Source organism: Haemophilus sp. THUN1691 (assembly GCF_059704425.1).
Map to the genome: position 1 here is coordinate 1,610,033 of NZ_AP046578.1, position 17,332 is coordinate 1,627,364.

The following is a 17,332-nucleotide window of genomic DNA, read 5'->3' on the forward strand; positions in this document are numbered from 1 at the left end:
AAAAATCAGCTCTTTTAGAAAATAAGAATAAAATTTACCACACTTTTAACTTTAACGATTTAAAAATGGGTTTGTCTGCTTTTCTCGGCCAATGGTTGTATAAGGTCCATGCCCAGCAATAATAATCAGATCATCATTCAAGGGTAATAGTTTTGTTCGAATTGAAGAAATCAATGTTTCATAATCCCCGCGAGGGAAATCGGTACGACCAATTCCACCTTGAAATAATACATCGCCCGTAAATGCCACTTTTTTCTCATGTTCAATAAAACCAATATGCCCTGGTGTGTGCCCCGGTAAATGTAAAATCTCGAAATTAAAGCCATCTAATTTTAAAATTTCACCTTCTTGATTAAACCAACGATCAGGTAAAAAGGCTTCTATATTTGGTAAACCAAAACGTTGAGCTTGTTCTAGCAAACTCTCAAATAAAAATTTATCTTCTTCATGAGAGCCCCAAATTTCAACACCAAAATGTTGTTTTAATTGCATGGCTGCGCCAACATGATCTAAATGACCGTGGGTAAGCAAAATCACTTTAAGATTTAGATCTAGTTCTTCTATACGCTGAATTAGGCGTTCGGCTTCGCCGCCCGGATCAATGATTGCTGCATTGTTGTCGTCATCCCAAATTAAAGAACAATTTTGTTGAAATGAGGTGACTGGGATAATTTCGATATTCATGTTTGCTCCTTATAATCGATAAAATTGTTGAGTATTCAAAAGCATTTTCTCTTGAACATAATGTAATGGCAAAGATTTTAATTCCGCTACTTTCTTCGATACTGCAAATAATTGCTCAGAAATGACCGCACTTTCAAATCCTACATGTGGCCAAGGACTATCCGTTTCAATCATCAAACGGTTTAATGACAAATGTTGAGCAACATATTGCGTTTTAGGATTCCATAAAATATCAGGCGTTAGGCTCGCAAAATATGGTGTAGATAAAAATTTATGAAAAGATTTTTCATCTGTCTTAAACCAATGAAAATGAGCTCGTTGGATATTATGTTTCTGTAATAATTCAAGGGCAATATCCACATCATTATGCACAATATGTAAATTTAACGGCAAATCCCATTTTTTCGCTATCAGAATAAATCGTTCCAGTAATTCAATGTAAGGTGCGTCATCCAAATTTGAATTTTCACGTTTAGAATAATGTGGCAATCCCACCTCGCCAATCGCAGAAATTAAAGAATAATGGTCATCAATCCATTGAAATAATTCTTCTTGCTCTTCTAAATTGAGCAAAGGCTGTTCAGGATGAAAACCAGCTGCAATATAAAGTTTCTCGGGATAAGCCTTTTTTAAATTCAATAGCTTTTTAGCACTTTTTAGATTCGTACTTACCGCAAGCATACCTGTAATCTTTGAATCCCCAAGTGTTTTCTGGATATTCTCATCAGAGAGTTGATCTAAATGAAGATGACTGTCAAATAACATAGTATTTTCCAATGAAAAACCGCACAAAAGTGCGGTCAATTTTAAATTTATTTTATACCCCTTTCCAGGTTCTAACAGGGCCTGTATCCACATGAATAAAATTACTTGTTGGATAATAACCTACACCACCATTTCGAAGACTTTCTGCGGAAGATTTCACTTTAATCAAAGGTACACCCGCAATACGGAAATCAATTGCTTTTCCTTTAATGTGATAACTATTACTTGCTACGCCTTTACTTTGACGATGGCGCATCGCATTTGTTGCAGCGGAACGATACCCACAAATAATTTCAATTTCAGCATTGCGTATCCCCAAATTACTTTGAATGTTATAAAACTTGTGGAATAAATTTGGATCCATTCTACGAACTTGATTTGTTCGTTTATCGCGCATAAAATGATCTAATTTTTTTAATATTGCACTTGAGAAACCTTTTTGTGCAAAAAATTCACCACTTAATCGCTCTCCCGTATTAATGTTACGGAACGTCAAGATACGAGGCTTAGGTGTTGAAACCACTGCTAATACAGAATTTGGTAAAACTGATGCACCTAAAACAATTCCACCGAGCGACAGCCATTTACGTTTCTGTTTATCAACCTTGTTCATCATCTCTCCTTTCTATATTTTGATGGATTATTAGAGATATTTTTTGACGACATTCCAATTAATGTCACTGAAATTCATCAATCCATCGTATTTATAAATATCTGGCAATACTTGAATTTTTCCATCATCAACCCAGGATGTTACATAGTATATAAACACTGGGTTTTCTGAACGAATTGGGGCAGAAACAGTTTTTTTACTCTCTAAAACATTCTTTTTACGTTCATCAGACCACCCCGCTTCTTTTAATAAAATACTAGCAAGTTGATCGGACTTTTCCACACGCACGCAACCAGAGCTTAATGCACGATCTTTACGACTAAATAATCCATGATTTGGCGTATCATGTAAATAAATCGCATCTGAGCTTGGCATATTAAATTTATAATTACCCAATGCGCTATCGCCCGCGGCTTGTCGAACTCGATAAGGGAATTTATTACCAATAGATGCCCAATCAATAGAAGCTGGATCAACAACATTTCCCTGACTATCTAAAATTGAATAATTATGTTCTGCAATATAATTTGGATCCGCTTTCATTTTTGGCAATAAATCTTCATTAATTAAGCGAGTAGGGGCATTCCAAGGTGGATTAACAACAACATTACTCAATTTGCTATACATCACTGGCGTACGCCGTTGATCCTTACCAACAATAACACGAGACTCCAAAATTAAATTACCATCACGATAATACTGCAATTTATAACTTGGAATATTTACAAAGATGCCATTATGAAAATCAGGAATTACTCGTAAACGCTGTGCATTAATTGCAAGTTTCTGCCCAACCTCTGATAAGCCTGATGCTGATACCATTGATGATAACGCTTTAACAGTTTGATGATATAAGTGATTATCACCCGATAAACTTTGTACAAAACCTAAAAGTTGACCATTTTCTACCGCACTTAACCAACGTTGAATATGTTCATCTGCAGGTTGTTGGACTTTATAAGCACTAGGCGAATACAGCCAACGTTGAGCTTGAACTCCAACATTTTGAGTATAATACAAATAATCTAGCAATATATCGCTCAATAAAACATCATAAGCTAATCCGCCTTCTTGCTCGATCAATTCAAAGGATTCTAAGGATTTTGCTGAACGTTTAGAAATACCGCTAGCCACCATAGCTGCATAATCCTGTAATAATTGGCGAGCCGCAGCATTATCTTTCCATAATGGTGTATATTTACGTTCTGCATATAAACGAGCTAACAAAGGCTTAAACTGTAAAGCATGCTCGCCTATTTCATGGGTTAGCGACATCTCTAAAATCGATTGCTTTTCCTGTAATAAGCGCGCTTGATCTAATTTAATTTCTTCTTCTAGCTTTTGTTTTTCTTCTGGAGATAAATGCGAAACATCAATTCCATGAGTTTGCGCAGATTTCCCATTGTTTGCAAAATCTGCTAAAGCGCATCCTGATGTCATCATTGACAATGACAACACAAATACTGAGAGCTTTGCAGTGCTTTTAAACATAGCCATTCCTTAAACATTTCCTAAAAACAACCGCACTTTATCTAAATTCTAAAACAAAGTGCGGTTAACATAATTTTATTTTTTCTCTTCTACTTTTTCTGTTGGTTTCTGAGCTTCTTTACCAACATCTTGCGCACTTGAATTCAACATGACAAAATCCGCAGCCATCTTTTCCGCCTCTTTTAAGAAGAAATCTGGCGCTTCATAATCTTTCGGTAAATCATCAATATCATTTAATGCTTTTTTACCTTCTCGTTTAAAACGATCATTAATATCTTTTAAACGTCTTGCATCATCTTTATCGTTTTCAGCTTTACGCGTTTGATAATTCAACGATAAGAATTTGCGATCGCGGCGCTCATTACGGATTTTTAAATCTTCATTCAATGCAATAAACTCAGGATCTTTAGCTATACGCTCAAGATGTTTTTTATTTAATACATCAACGTCTTTGCGCGCATTACCAACTTCTTTATAAGTTGCAGATGGAATTTTATCCCACGGCAATGCATTATCTTCTTTATCTTCACCGTATTCTTTCGCATCGATAATTTCAGGGAAATTAATATCTGCTGCGACACCTTTTAATTGTGTTGAACCGCCATTAATTCGATAGAATTTTTGGATAGTATATTGCAATAAACCTAACGGCGTCTGATCCAAATCATACACAAAATTTAAAGGACGACTTTGCTGAACGGTACCTTTACCGTAAGTATTTTGTCCAATAACAATACCGCGATTGTAATCCTGCATTGCCGCTGCAAAAATTTCTGATGCCGAAGCGCTGTAACGGTTAATCATCACAAACAAAGGACCTTTATATTGTTGCTCGGCATCATCGTCTTCATGTACACGAATTCGTTGATAGGCATCACGTACTTGCACAACAGGACCATTCGTAATAAACAAACCACTTAAAGCAACCGCTTCTGTTAATGCGCCACCACCATTCTCACGCAAATCAATAATTAACGCATCGGCTTTTTGTTTCTCTGCTTTAACCAATAATTTTTTAACATCATCAGTTAAACCAATATAAAAACTTGGCACTTTGATTACCGCAATATTTTTACCATTGGCTTTATCCATGGTTAATTTTGCAGCTTGATCTTCAATACGCACTTTATCGCGAACTAAAGTAATAATACGGGATTTTCCACCTTTAGACGGCTCAATTTCTAACCGCACTTTTGTGCCTTTTTTACCTTTGATTTTCTCAACGATATCTTCTAAACGCCAGCCTACGATATCTTCAATCTCGCCTGTTGCTTGTCCCACACCGATAATTTTATCTCCGGGATGTAATTTTTTACTTTTCTCCGCAGGTGCGCCAGGAACAAGTGACTTAATACTTGTTTCATCATCTTCTGATTGTAACGTTGCCCCAATCCCCTCAAGAGAAAGATTCATGCTTTCATTAAAACTTTTCGCAGTTCTTGGTGCAAGATAGCTTGTATGTGGATCAATTTCACGAGCAAATGCATTCAAATAGGTTTGCAGAATGTCATCTGCCTTTGTTTGAGTTAAACGGCGAATTGCCAAATTATAACGTTTAGTGAGTTTTGTTTTAATTTCTGACCATTTTTTATCTTTTAATTTAAGATTGATAATGTCATTTTTTACTCGTTCTTCCCAAAGTTTGTTGGCTTCCTCTTCATTTTTCGGAAATGCCGCTTTTTCACGATCAATTTCAATTTGATCCTGGCCATTCAAATTAGGCTCTTTATCTAATAAAGACAAGGCATAGGCATAACGTTCATAACGACGCTTCATCATTACATCATAAATATCAAAAGCAGCAGAAAGATCACCTTGATTTAACTGGTCATCCAACTTAGCACCATATTTTTGACGAAGTTCATCTACATCAGATTGCAAAAAGGTGTTATGGCTAAAATCAATATTTTTAATATAACGATCAAAAATCTTTTCAGAAAAAGCATCATCCAATGAGATCTTTCGATAATGCGATTGGGTTAATCGAGTCGTTGCACGCTTAGTCGCCAACTGATTCTCTTCGCTTGCTGTTGGAATAGTAATATCGCTCAGTTTTAATTTAGGCTGCACAGCCAAAGCAGGCACAGAGCCGATTAACAATGCCGATAACAATGCGCTAGTAATCACATTTTTTGAAATATTAGATCTCATAACCTTTCCCGAGTAGAATTAAATCATTATGCAAATAAACGATCTGCAGCTACGCTCATAACCAAACCGTTTTCAAGCTCAACACGAGCTGAATCTTTTAGAACTTCCACTACTGTTGCTTTTTTCGCATGATCACCAGCTTTCACTTTCACCACAGAACCAACAGAAATTTGTGAAAAATCAACCGCACTTAATGACGGCTTATTGAAATGTTTAGCATTTTTATTTGCAGGTTTACGTGGACGTTGTTTTTGTTGAGCTTTTTTCGCTGCAGCTTCGGCTTTACGTTTTTCAGCAACGCGTGCTTTAGCTTCAGCAAGCTGTTGAGCTGCATGGGCTACATGCTCCGCTTCTAATACTCCGGCTGGATTACCGTGTAAATCTACGCGCACTGCGCCTTCGCGACAGCCATGTAAATAACGCCAATTTGATGTGTATTGACGAAGAGCCTGACGCAACTGAGTTTTGCTTACATGCTCATCATCTTGTAATGCTTCCGCTAAATCTTGGAACAGACCAATTTTTAATGGTTTTGCTTCGCCTTCTAAAATAAAGCAAAGAGGGAATTTTTCAGCCAAATACGCAATAATATCTTTTGTATTGGTTAGTTTTTGTGAATTTACTTGCGCATCAGTAGCCTGAACGCCAGATTGAGAATCAGTCATATTAGTTATCCTAGGGTAAATATAAACCGACTTAGTTTATCGCACTTTTTACAAAATTTACAATGAATCAAAACATTGTGAATAAATTTCGCACAAAAATAGTCAAGATCACTTCCCATATATACTTAAACAAGGCTAAAATGCGCCGTTTTTAACAACCGAATAAAAGATAATCTTTCGTGCAAGAATCAAACCTCACACAAAAATCATTTCAAATTATAAAATGCGAAGAATGTGATGCTAGCGTAGAAACACCTTTGATATTAAATAAAGATGAACAAGCTGAATGTCCACGTTGTCATCACCATTTAGCGACAGGTGGGCGTTGGTCAGTGCATCGTTGCGCTATGGTTGCTTTATCGATTCTTATTTTGATGCCATTTGCCTTGGGGTATCCCCTATTAAGTCTTCATTTATTAGGTGTAAAAATTGATGCTTCTATTTGGGAAGGTATTTGGAAAATGTCAGTGGCAGGCTATGAATACACTGCTTTTATGGTGTTTATCTGTGCCGTTGTCATGCCAATTACCTTTGCAATTTTAGTCATCATGCTCTGGATTGCAAAAATTTTGCATATTAAACCTCGTAGTGTTTTGCTTTTTTTAGGTTATATAAAACCTTGGGTTATGTTTGATGTATATTTAGTCGCGCTAGGTGTGACGATGTTCAAAGTACGTGAATATGCAACACTGGAAATTAATGTTTATTTAATTCCTTTCATTTTCACCGCACTTTTGACAACCTTACTTTTTATAAAATTAAACCTTAAAGCATTGTGGAAAGAGTTTTATCCAGAAAATGAACCAGCTTATGATGCAAAAAACATTGAATTATGTGATGCTTGTAACTATACATTTTCAAAAAATGGTATTCATCACGATAAAAAGAACACCCCACGATGTCCTCGCTGTTTATCGCCTGTTCATATTTCAGATAATATTAAGTTACAACGCACTTGGGCAAGTTTAATTGCTGGGATTATTATGCTTTTCCCAGCAAATTTATTACCCATATCAGGCATTTATTTAACAGGCGCGCTCTCTGAAGATACATTGATATCTGGTGTAATTTCTTTTGTTAATATGGGCAGTTATTTTGTTGCTTTCGTGGTATTCTTTGCGAGTATTTTTGTCCCAATCAGTAAAGCTGTAATTCTACTTTATTTACTAAGTTGTGTTCATTTTAAATGGCGACACTCTATAAAATGGCAAATACGTTTATTGCATATTGTGCATTTCGTTGGGCGCTGGTCGATGCTCGATTTATTTGTATTAGCCTTAATGATGTCACTAGTAACACGCGGTGAAATTATTAATTTTACCGTTGGCCCTGGCGCATTTTACTTCGGCGCTGCCGTATTTTGCAGCATGATTTCAACCTCACAATTTGATAGTCGATTAATTTGGAAAATTTATGACAGAGAAAAATAGTTCTTCAATGAAAGATCAACATACAGAAATGACTGCGGCAGTACGAAAAACTCGTCGTATTTCTCCATTTTGGTTACTTCCCTTTATTGCATTATGTATTGGGGCAATTTTATTCTTCCAAATTGTTAAGGAACGTGGCACAAGCATCACGATTACCTTTACCAATGGTTCAGGTATTGTTGCGGATAAAACACAAGTTCGCTACCAAGGTTTGCAAATTGGTGTAGTAAAGAAAGTAAATTTCACAGATAACCTGCAAAAAGTGGAAGTTGTAGCCAATATCAATCCTGAAGCATCAAGTATTTTGCGTGAAAATACAAAATTCTGGCTTGTTCAACCAAATGTTTCACTTGCAGGCATTTCAGGTTTAGATTCTCTCGTATCAGGCAATTACATCACTCTTCAACCGGGTGATGGCGATCGCGAAGATGAATTTATTGCAGAAGAACAAGGCCCCATTGCCCAAGTTTCTCCTGGAGATTTATTGATTCACTTAATTTCTGATGATTTAGGCTCAATTTCTATTGGTGCATCCGTATATTTTAAAAAACTACCTGTAGGAAAAATTTACGATTACCGCATTAATAAAGACAATAAAGTACAAATAGACGTGGTGATTGATAAAGCCTATGCACAGTTTGTGAAAAAAGATTCACGTTTTTGGAACATAAGCGGCATTAACGCCAACATTAGCCCGTCAGGCTTAAATCTAAATGTAGAAAGTTTAAATGCGGTTGTACAAGGTGCTGTTTCTTTTGACTCTCCAGCTGACAGCCCAAAAGCAGATGAAAATAGTCACTTCACCCTGTATACCAATTTAAAAGCCGCAAAACGTGGGATTGAAGTCAACGTAAATATTCCCGCATCCGCTGGTCTCGTTGCAGGACAGACCGAAGTTTATTCTCAAGATAATCCTATTGGGATTCTTTCTAAAATAAGTGCGGTTGAAAATAACGATGAAATTTTAGAAGGCAGTTTATTGATAGATCCAAACCAAACCTCTTTATTTAAAGCGAATAGCAAAATCGTACTTCGCAATAAAAAAACGGATCTTGGTAATTTAGCAGATCCCAAAAAATTCTTTCGTGGCGAATATTTTGATGTCATTGCTGGAGATGGTGAAACTAAGCATCAGTTTGATGTCATTAAAGAAAATGAGTTATTACTCAATGCACCTAATACATTAGTTTTAACACTCACCGCACCAGAAAATTACGGTGTAAGTGAAGGTCAAAATGTGTTTTATAACAACATGCCAATCGGACAAATTGTTTCACAAAAAGTGGATGTAAATGGCGTGCAATTTAAAGCAGCAATTGCATCCGAATATCGCAATTTAATTCACGAAAACACACAATTTGTCGCAGCAACAAATTTTGATATCAGCGTTGGATTAGACGGATTGCGTTTTGAATCCGCGACACCAGAAAAATGGTTACAAGGTGGCGTAAGGGTATTAACGAAACAAGGTCAGGGAAAAGCTAAAGATAGCTATCCGCTTTATCAAAATATCAGCAATGCTGAACATGGCATCATAGGAAATATTCTTACGCCAACGATAACCTTACATACCCAAACGTTACCAAGCATTGATAAAGGTTCTCTCGTACTATATCGTCAATTTGAAGTGGGGAAAATTTTAAATATTAAACCTAAAACTAATAGCTTTGATATAGAGGTTTATATTTATCCCGCCTATCAACATTTGCTGACCGATAAAAGCCGATTTTGGGTGGAAAGTGCGGCAAAAATTGATATCACACCTAAAGGAATTAGCATTCAAGCGACACCTCTTGCGCGTTCCTTAAAAGGTGCGATTAGCTTTGATAATAGTGGTTCGGGCAATAATCGAACACTTTACGCAAATGAAAGTTATGCAAAATCCATCGGGCTTGCAATCACCTTAATGGCAGATGATGCAAGCAATCTGAGCAAAGGAATGAGTCTGCGCTATTTGGGTTTAGACATAGGGCAAATTGACAGTATTCAGCTTGATGCAAAATCTAAACGCATCACTGCAAAAGCGTTAATAAACCCGAACTATATGAATATAATTGCAAAAGAAGGTTCTAACTTTACGATTATCTCACCACAAATTTCAGCCGGTGGAATAGATAATCTTGATAGCTTATTACAGCCTTATATCGATATTGAAATTGGGAATGGTAAACCAAAAACACAATTCAATTTAGCTCAAACAGCGCCACAACGTAATAAATTTAGTAATGGTACACCATTTATTTTAGAAACACGTGATGCCATGAATTTAAGTGAAGGTTCACCAATTCTTTATCGAGGCGTAGAAGTGGGTACCGTGAAAAAATTTGAGCTTAACAGTCTTGGTGATCGCGTCTTAGTGCATATTGCAATTATGCCGAAATATAGTCATCTTGTTCGACAAAATACAGAATTTTGGATTGCATCAGGCTATGACTTTACCTTAGGCTGGAAAGGTGCAGCATTTAATACAGGAAGTGTTCAACAGTTGCTAAAAGGTGGTATTTCTTTCTCCACACCAGCAGAAAAAGAAATTCAACCACAGGCGCAGTCAAACAAACGTTTCTTACTTCAGATAAAGCGTCCTGAAGAAGTGCAAACTTGGGGAAGCGGCGCATTACCACAATAAATAAAAAATGGATTAAACGGTAAAAGGTTTAATCCATTTTTTATTATCGATTTAAATAGTCCAATAAGTTTTTCCACTGTAATAGCATATCTTTTATACCCAACTCATACATTGCTTGCAATTTATTGGGATCTTTTTCAATACGCTTAATCTTCAAATCAACAGAAGGTCGAATAACAAAAATATCGCCTTTTTCTGCTAGCTTAATCACATTTTCAACTTGTCGATTGTACATGGCATAACGCTGATTTACTGCATCGGAAAAATGTGGATAACGTCGATAAAACCATTTGGCAACCCAAGTCATTGGCTTAGATTTTCTATAATATAAAGTGCGGGTAAGAATGACAATGATTTTATCGTATCCTAACTTCTGCATTTGTTCGACAGGAATAGAGTCAGCAATAGCGCCATCCAAATAAGGAATTCCGTGTATATCGACAGGACGAGAAACATAAGGCATCGCAGAAGTAGCACGCAACACCTCCATTTGCGCCAAAGGATCTATTAATTTGACATATTCCGCTTGAGCGGTTTGTAAATTAGTCACAGCCACATAAAAATCAATATCTGATTCTTTAAATGTTTTATTATCAAACACATCATATTTGAAAGGTACTTCATAAAAAGCAAAATCTTTATTCACGATATTGCCCGTACTCACCAAACTTTTAAAACTGATATAACGCTTATCTGATATAAATTTCTTATTATAACGAATTGTCCGCCCTTTTTGCCGAGAAGGATAATTAACACCAAACAATGCACCTGCAGAAACAGAAATGATACCATCAACCCAAAAATCTTTATCTAAGAAGGTATCTAGCACACCTGCGGTGTACATGCCTCGCATCGCCCCACCTTCTAATACTAAGCCAATTTTCATTGATTTTTTAACTTCTTCCATTTGAAAACAACACATAAAAATATTGCGTGCCATTTCTGAACACGCAATTATTTGAACAATCTGGATTAATCCCGTTTCCGACTCAGCAACCACCAAATCATCACAATAAATAGCAAACTTGGCATTAGCGCACCGAAAACAGCAGGCATGTTATAAACAACGCTCATTTGCCCGAAAATTTCATTTACTACATAAAATAAAAAGCCAAAACAGATGCCCGTTACAATTCTAGCGCCCGCTGTCACACTGCGTAGCGATCCAAAAATAAAAGATAATGCCAATAACATCATCACACCAACAGACACCGGTTGGAAAATTTTCCGCCAGAATGTAAGTTCAAAGCGACTCACATCCTGACCTGTTTCACGTAAAAATGAAATGTAACTATACAAACCTGAAATAGACAGTGATGTAGGACGTAAAGAAACCGCGCCTAATTTATCTGGAGTTAAATTTGTTTCCCATTTTTCCGATAAGCGATTACTTGTCGTGATTTCATCTTTGCTAATCATAGAATGGTTCACTTGACGTAAAGTCCATTTACTTTCATCTTCCGAATAACTTGCTTGGTTAGCATGTTTCAACTCCGTCAAATTACGATGCTGATCAAAAGTATAAATATAAATATCGTTTAATTTTGCGTCATCCGTCACACGTCGAACAAACACAAAATTATTACCATCTTTTGCCCAAACCCCATTTTTCATGGAAAGCATTGAACCACCAGAAAGTGCTCGAGCACGCATATCACGTGCGAACTGTTCTGTTTGCGGAATCCCCCACTCACCAATCACCATGGTTAACAACACTAATGGTAATGCGGTTTTCATCACTGCCATACCAATTTTAAAACGAGAAAATCCAGCAGCTTGCATCACAACGAGTTCGCTTCGACTTGCAAGATTACCTAAAGCCATTAGGGCACCAAGTAATGCCGCCATAGGAAAGAAAGTTTCAATATCTTTTGGAATGGTTAACCCAGTAAAAGCCACCGCTTGCCAAATATCATAAGTACCTTTACCCACACTACGAAATTGTTCCACAAATTTGATAATGGCAGAAAGCCCAACCAATGTAAGCAAAGTAGCAAAAATTGAGCCAAGAATACTTTTTCCAATATAACGATCGAGGGTATTCATCATTTTGCTTATCCTTTTCTACTGAATAAATGGCGGAATTTATACATCGCAGCGCTATCCCAACCGTTTAACACGATACCAAGCAACAAAAAGCCAATATTAACAAGAGGCATAAAAATAGCCGCATCTAATTTTCCTGCAGCCCCTGCAGATTTAAAGGAACTTTGTAATAAAAAATAAATTAAATAGAGTAAAAGTGCGGGTAAAATTTTGGCAAATCGACCTTGTCGAGGATTTACACGACTTAATGGCACAGCAATTAACGCCATTAATGGAACTGCCAGAATTAATGTAATACGCCAATGCAATTCAGACTTCGCAGAAGATGAATCTAAACCGATAAGTTGAGGCAATGTTAATTCTGCGACTTCATCATTCGTATTTTCTGTTTCCTGATGCCCCAAATAGGCTTGATATTCATCAAAATGCGTAATGCGGAAATCTGGCAAAACAGACGTGCCTTCAACTCGTTGAGTATTTTGTAAATTCAGAATTTGATCGCCATTTGGCAGCGCTTTTAATTCGCCTTTTTCAGCAGTCACAACTGATGGTTTCGTTTGTCCTTTTGGTGCCGTTTGGAACAAATACACGTCATTAATTTGATTTCCCTTAATACTATCAATAAATAAAACAAAATTGTTGTTATTCGTTGCTATAAACTGACCAGAAGCAAGCGCCCCCATTGTTGGATTCGCTTTGGCATCTTCCACAATTGCCGCTTGTTTTTGAATTGACCAAGGCGAAAGCCACAAGACGTTATAAGCAGCAAGTCCCGCAGTAATCAATGAAAGCATTAACGCCACACGCACTAAAACACGCTGTCCGACACCACAAGCACGCATCACCGTTATTTCACTTTCCGCATAAAGACGACCAAAAGTGAGTAAAATCGCAATAAACAAACATAATGGCAACATTAATTGCGCCATAGCAGGCATGCCTAGCCCAAGCAAGGAAAATACCAAATCAGCTGGCACTTTACCATTAGCCGCAGATCCCAGTACGCGCACTAACTGCTGAGAGAAAAATATCAGCAATAAAATGAACAAAATAGCGACTTGGCTCTTAAATACTTCTTTCGTTAAATATCGAATTAAAATCATCTTATTTCGTTTGTTTTTCTAAATCTAAAACGGGGGAAAACTGGATAAAATCGGTCGCGTATGATACCTTATTTTCGCTGAATTAAACAGAAATTTAAGGATATCAAATGAAATATCAAGCAAAAAACACCGCACTTTCTCAAGCAGCTGATTCCATTGTTTTAGGCGTATATGAGAACAATGAATTTTCAAAAAGTTTCCATGAAATCGATCAATTAACCCAAGGCTATTTAAACGATTTAGTGAAATCAGGTGAGCTAACTGGCAAATTAGCCCAAACCGTTTTACTTCGTGATCTTCAAGGTTTATCTGCTAAACGCGTATTAATCGTTGGCTGTGGGAAAAAAGGAGAACTCACGGAGCGTCAATATAAACAAATCATCCAAGCTGTATTAAAAACACTAAAAGAAACCAACACGCGTGAAGTTGTTTCTTATTTAACTGAAATTGAATTAAAAGATCGCGATCTTTATTGGAATATCCGCTTTGCCATTGAAACGATTGAACACACCAATTATCAATTTGATCATTTCAAATCTCAAAAAGCAGAAGCCTCCGTTTTAGAATCCTTCATCTTTAATACGGATTGTGATCAAGCACAACAAGCCATTGCTCATGCCAATGCGATTAGCTCAGGTATAAAAGCAGCACGCGACATCGCAAATATGCCACCCAATATCTGCAACCCCGCTTATCTTGCTGAACAAGCAAAAAATTTAGCAGAAAATTCTACCGCACTTTCTTTGAAAGTTGTGGATGAAGAAGAAATGTCAAAACTTGGAATGAATGCTTATCTTGCCGTCTCAAAAGGCTCTGAAAACCGTGCTTATATGTCTATTTTGACATTCAACAATGCGCCAGATAAAAACGCCAAACCCATTGTACTTGTAGGCAAAGGATTAACCTTTGATGCAGGCGGTATTTCACTTAAACCTGCTGCTGACATGGATGAAATGAAATATGACATGTGTGGTGCTGCCTCTGTCTTCGGCACAATGAAAGCCATTGCAGAGTTGAACTTGCCATTAAACGTTATTGGTGTTTTAGCTGGTTGTGAAAATCTGCCTGATGGCAATGCTTATCGCCCAGGTGATATTCTCACTACCATGAACGGTTTAACCGTAGAAGTGCTCAACACCGATGCGGAAGGTCGCTTAGTCCTTTGTGATGCACTTACTTATGTTGAACGTTTTGAACCTGAGCTTGTTATTGATGTTGCAACCTTGACTGGTGCTTGTGTGGTTGCCCTTGGCCAACACAATAGCGGCTTAGTTTCTACAGATAACGAGCTTGCCAATGCACTACTTCAAGCCGCAACAGAAACCACTGATAAAGCGTGGCGTTTACCATTAAGCGAAGAATATCAAGAGCAACTGAAATCACCTTTCGCCGATCTTGCCAACATTGGCGGTCGCTGGGGTGGCGCAATTACTGCTGGCGCATTTTTGTCTAACTTCACGAAAAAATATCGCTGGGCACATTTAGACATTGCTGGTACAGCTTGGTTACAAGGCGCAAATAAAGGCGCAACTGGCCGCCCTGTTTCTTTATTAACACAATTTTTGATTAATCAGGTTAAATAACCACAAAACTGGCACACGTTGCACCTTTAAATCGATTACTCTGCTAGTTCGGTTTGCTCGTGTGCCATCAGTTCCTGACCCACATCATCAAGCAAACTTAGATAACGTTCATATTGTTTCAACATATCGGCAATCAATTCATCTTGATCCATATATTGAACATCGTAACCGACTCGTCCATCAAAGAAATAAGTGTAAGGCTCGTAAGTAACACTATGCTGAATGTGCGGTAGATTTTCATCGTTAATTAATTGCTCTGACACTTCTCGCCCAACAGATTTAATACCATACATAAAATCTCGCATTGATTCTTTATGAATTACCAATTCCAAAGCTGGCTCTTCTTGTTCAAATAATGTGTTGATTTCTACACTTAAATTATATTTTCCTGTTAATTCTTGACGTAATTCTCGCATAGCGGGTAACGCCGTATTTTTAAGGAAACGTAAAATATCTTTCTCTTGAGTTTGGTTCATCATTTGCTCTAAATGTGATTTCCATTTATCGCCGCTCCAGAAAATACTAGTTGGATTGACTTTAGTAGAAAAATATTTTTTATCCGCAATTAAGCCTTTCCATAAACTAAAACACATTACCAACATCAATAAAGCAAAAGGCAAGGCAACAATTAATGTCATTGTTTGCAAATTAGCAAGTCCACCAGATTGCATAAGAACAATCGCGACAACTGACATCAAAGTTCCCCACATTATCGCTTGCCATGCAGGCGAGGCTAAACTTTTATCTCGAGATGCAATGTTATTTAACACATAAATACCTGAATCCGCCGAAGTGATAAAAAACAATGAAATCACTAATAAGCTCACAAAGCCTGTTATTGTTGGTAAAGGCAGATAATTTAAAAATTTAAATAATAAAATTTCTGGGGAAGAAATAAATTCGCTAAGCCCGCCCGCAGCAATGCCATCATTTAGCCATACTGCTGTATTACCAAAAACAGTAAACCATAAAATACCAAATAAACTTGGAATAACTAACACCCCAAAGATAAATTCACGAATAGTTCGCCCTTTAGAAATACGCGCAATAAATAAACCCACAAACGGAGCCCAAGAGCACCACCATGCCCAATAAAGAATCGTCCATCCACTAAACCAACTTGTGTGTTCTTGCTCATAAGCATAAGTTTTAAAGCTGAGTTGCACTAAATTACTAAAATAATTACCAATGTTGTCGCTAAATGCAGATAAAAGATATAACGTAGGCCCTGCAATTAAAACAAAAAGAAGTAAACAAAATGCTAAAGTTAAGTTAATTTCACTTAATATTTTCACGCCTTTTCCAACACCAGAAATAGCAGAAAAAACAGCTAAACTCATCACTACAATTATTATTCCAACTTGTAAAGTAAAGTTATTTTTGCTTACCCATCCCATTTGCTCCAAACCAGCGCCAAGCTGTGATGACCCAAAACCTAGCGTAGTAATGATCCCAAATAATGTTGCAAGTAACGCCATAATATCAATCATATCGCCGATTTTTCCATTAATACGATCTTTTAATAACGGATAAAAGCAAGAACGTAACGATAAAGGTAATTTATAACGAAACCCAAAATAAGCTAATGCTAAAGCAATGGTGCCATATACTGCCCAAGCGTGAATACCCCAGTGGAACAGGGTGTGAAGTAAAGCTTCTTGTTGTTTATGTTCGGCTGGACCCGTTGTAATATCAGAAAGATAATGGGTTAATGGTTCTGCTACGCCAAAAAACATCAGCCCAACCCCCATTCCAGCGGCAAATAACATCGCAAGCCAAGATAAGAAACTAAATTCAGGTTCTTCTTCATCCTGCCCTAGTTTTATATTGCCAAGACTACTTACTGATAAAATTAATAAAAATCCTAAAAACACTGAAAAAGTGAGAACATAAAACCAACTAAAATTGGCAAAAATGCTAGTTTTAGCTTGATTCAATAATGCTTGAGTTTGTGCTGGGACAATTAAAATCATCACCATAAGTAACAACACAAAAAATAATGTAACGCCAATTACCAAAGGATTAAATGACGTTCGCTTTGTCATAAATTGAAATAAAGACAAACTTTTCCCCTTAACGATTAAGTGAATAGATTAAAAAATAGATTTAATAAACATTGCCTAGAGGCAAAAATGTGTAATGGAACCACTACAAATGACAGCACATAGAAGTGCG

The 17,332-nt window shown here is 36.9% G+C and carries 13 protein-coding genes; 3 read left to right on the top strand and 10 right to left on the bottom strand.

What is annotated here, in order from left to right:
- Nucleotides 1-51 precede the first annotated feature (51 nt).
- The 6 genes from AC6H0J_RS07750 to proQ form a co-directional block, all read right to left on the bottom strand.
- A complete protein-coding gene (locus tag AC6H0J_RS07750; protein WP_497513415.1) occupies nucleotides 52-684 on the bottom strand; it encodes an MBL fold metallo-hydrolase in 633 nt (210 codons plus the stop codon).
- Nucleotides 685-693: 9 nt separating this feature from the next.
- Nucleotides 694-1,449, bottom strand: a complete 756-nt coding sequence (locus tag AC6H0J_RS07755) for a TatD family hydrolase (protein ID WP_497513416.1) — start codon at nucleotides 1,447-1,449, stop codon at nucleotides 694-696.
- A 52-nt stretch (nucleotides 1,450-1,501) separates the two neighbouring features.
- Nucleotides 1,502-2,062 (bottom strand): peptidoglycan L,D-endopeptidase MepK, encoded by a 561-nt coding sequence (mepK, locus tag AC6H0J_RS07760; protein ID WP_497513418.1) that lies wholly within the window; start codon nucleotides 2,060-2,062, stop codon nucleotides 1,502-1,504.
- 30 nt (nucleotides 2,063-2,092) lie between these two features.
- Nucleotides 2,093-3,553, bottom strand: coding sequence for a L,D-transpeptidase family protein (locus tag AC6H0J_RS07765; protein WP_497513420.1), 1,461 nt, complete (start codon nucleotides 3,551-3,553; stop codon nucleotides 2,093-2,095).
- A gap of 75 nt (nucleotides 3,554-3,628) precedes the next feature.
- Nucleotides 3,629-5,704, bottom strand: a complete 2,076-nt coding sequence (gene prc / locus AC6H0J_RS07770; protein ID WP_497513422.1) for a carboxy terminal-processing peptidase — start codon at nucleotides 5,702-5,704, stop codon at nucleotides 3,629-3,631.
- Nucleotides 5,705-5,730: 26 nt separating this feature from the next.
- Nucleotides 5,731-6,369, bottom strand: a complete 639-nt coding sequence (gene proQ / locus AC6H0J_RS07775; protein ID WP_497513424.1) for an RNA chaperone ProQ — start codon at nucleotides 6,367-6,369, stop codon at nucleotides 5,731-5,733.
- A 179-nt stretch (nucleotides 6,370-6,548) separates the two neighbouring features.
- Here proQ and AC6H0J_RS07780 point away from each other — a divergent pair, with 179 nt between their 5' ends.
- Together AC6H0J_RS07780 and AC6H0J_RS07785 are read left to right on the top strand one after the other, a co-directional pair.
- Nucleotides 6,549-7,799: a PqiA/YebS family transporter subunit gene (locus AC6H0J_RS07780; RefSeq protein WP_497513426.1), complete on the top strand. Its 1,251-nt coding sequence runs from the start codon at nucleotides 6,549-6,551 to the stop codon at nucleotides 7,797-7,799.
- A complete protein-coding gene (locus AC6H0J_RS07785) occupies nucleotides 7,783-10,425 on the top strand; it encodes a PqiB family protein (protein ID WP_497513428.1) in 2,643 nt (880 codons plus the stop codon). The genes AC6H0J_RS07780 and AC6H0J_RS07785 overlap by 17 nt, the downstream gene beginning before the upstream one ends.
- A gap of 43 nt (nucleotides 10,426-10,468) precedes the next feature.
- Here the strand turns inward: AC6H0J_RS07785 and AC6H0J_RS07790 are convergent, their stop codons facing one another.
- The 3 genes from AC6H0J_RS07790 to lptF all read right to left on the bottom strand — a co-directional run bounded on the left by AC6H0J_RS07790 (nucleotide 10,469) and on the right by lptF (nucleotide 13,574).
- Nucleotides 10,469-11,311, bottom strand: a complete 843-nt coding sequence (locus AC6H0J_RS07790; protein ID WP_497513597.1) for a patatin-like phospholipase family protein — start codon at nucleotides 11,309-11,311, stop codon at nucleotides 10,469-10,471.
- 86 nt (nucleotides 11,312-11,397) lie between these two features.
- Complete coding sequence (gene lptG / locus AC6H0J_RS07795) at nucleotides 11,398-12,474, bottom strand: LPS export ABC transporter permease LptG (protein WP_005628434.1); 1,077 nt, start codon at nucleotides 12,472-12,474, stop codon at nucleotides 11,398-11,400.
- A 5-nt stretch (nucleotides 12,475-12,479) separates the two neighbouring features.
- A complete protein-coding gene (lptF, locus tag AC6H0J_RS07800) occupies nucleotides 12,480-13,574 on the bottom strand; it encodes an LPS export ABC transporter permease LptF (protein ID WP_118816796.1) in 1,095 nt (364 codons plus the stop codon).
- A gap of 107 nt (nucleotides 13,575-13,681) precedes the next feature.
- Between lptF and AC6H0J_RS07805 the strand changes: the two genes are divergently transcribed.
- Complete coding sequence (locus AC6H0J_RS07805; protein ID WP_005628430.1) at nucleotides 13,682-15,157, top strand: leucyl aminopeptidase; 1,476 nt, start codon at nucleotides 13,682-13,684, stop codon at nucleotides 15,155-15,157.
- 35 nt (nucleotides 15,158-15,192) lie between these two features.
- On the opposite strand, the gene AC6H0J_RS07810 is transcribed toward AC6H0J_RS07805, so the two are convergent.
- Complete coding sequence (locus AC6H0J_RS07810; protein WP_005628427.1) at nucleotides 15,193-17,220, bottom strand: BCCT family transporter; 2,028 nt, start codon at nucleotides 17,218-17,220, stop codon at nucleotides 15,193-15,195.
- Nucleotides 17,221-17,332: the final 112 nt, after the last annotated feature.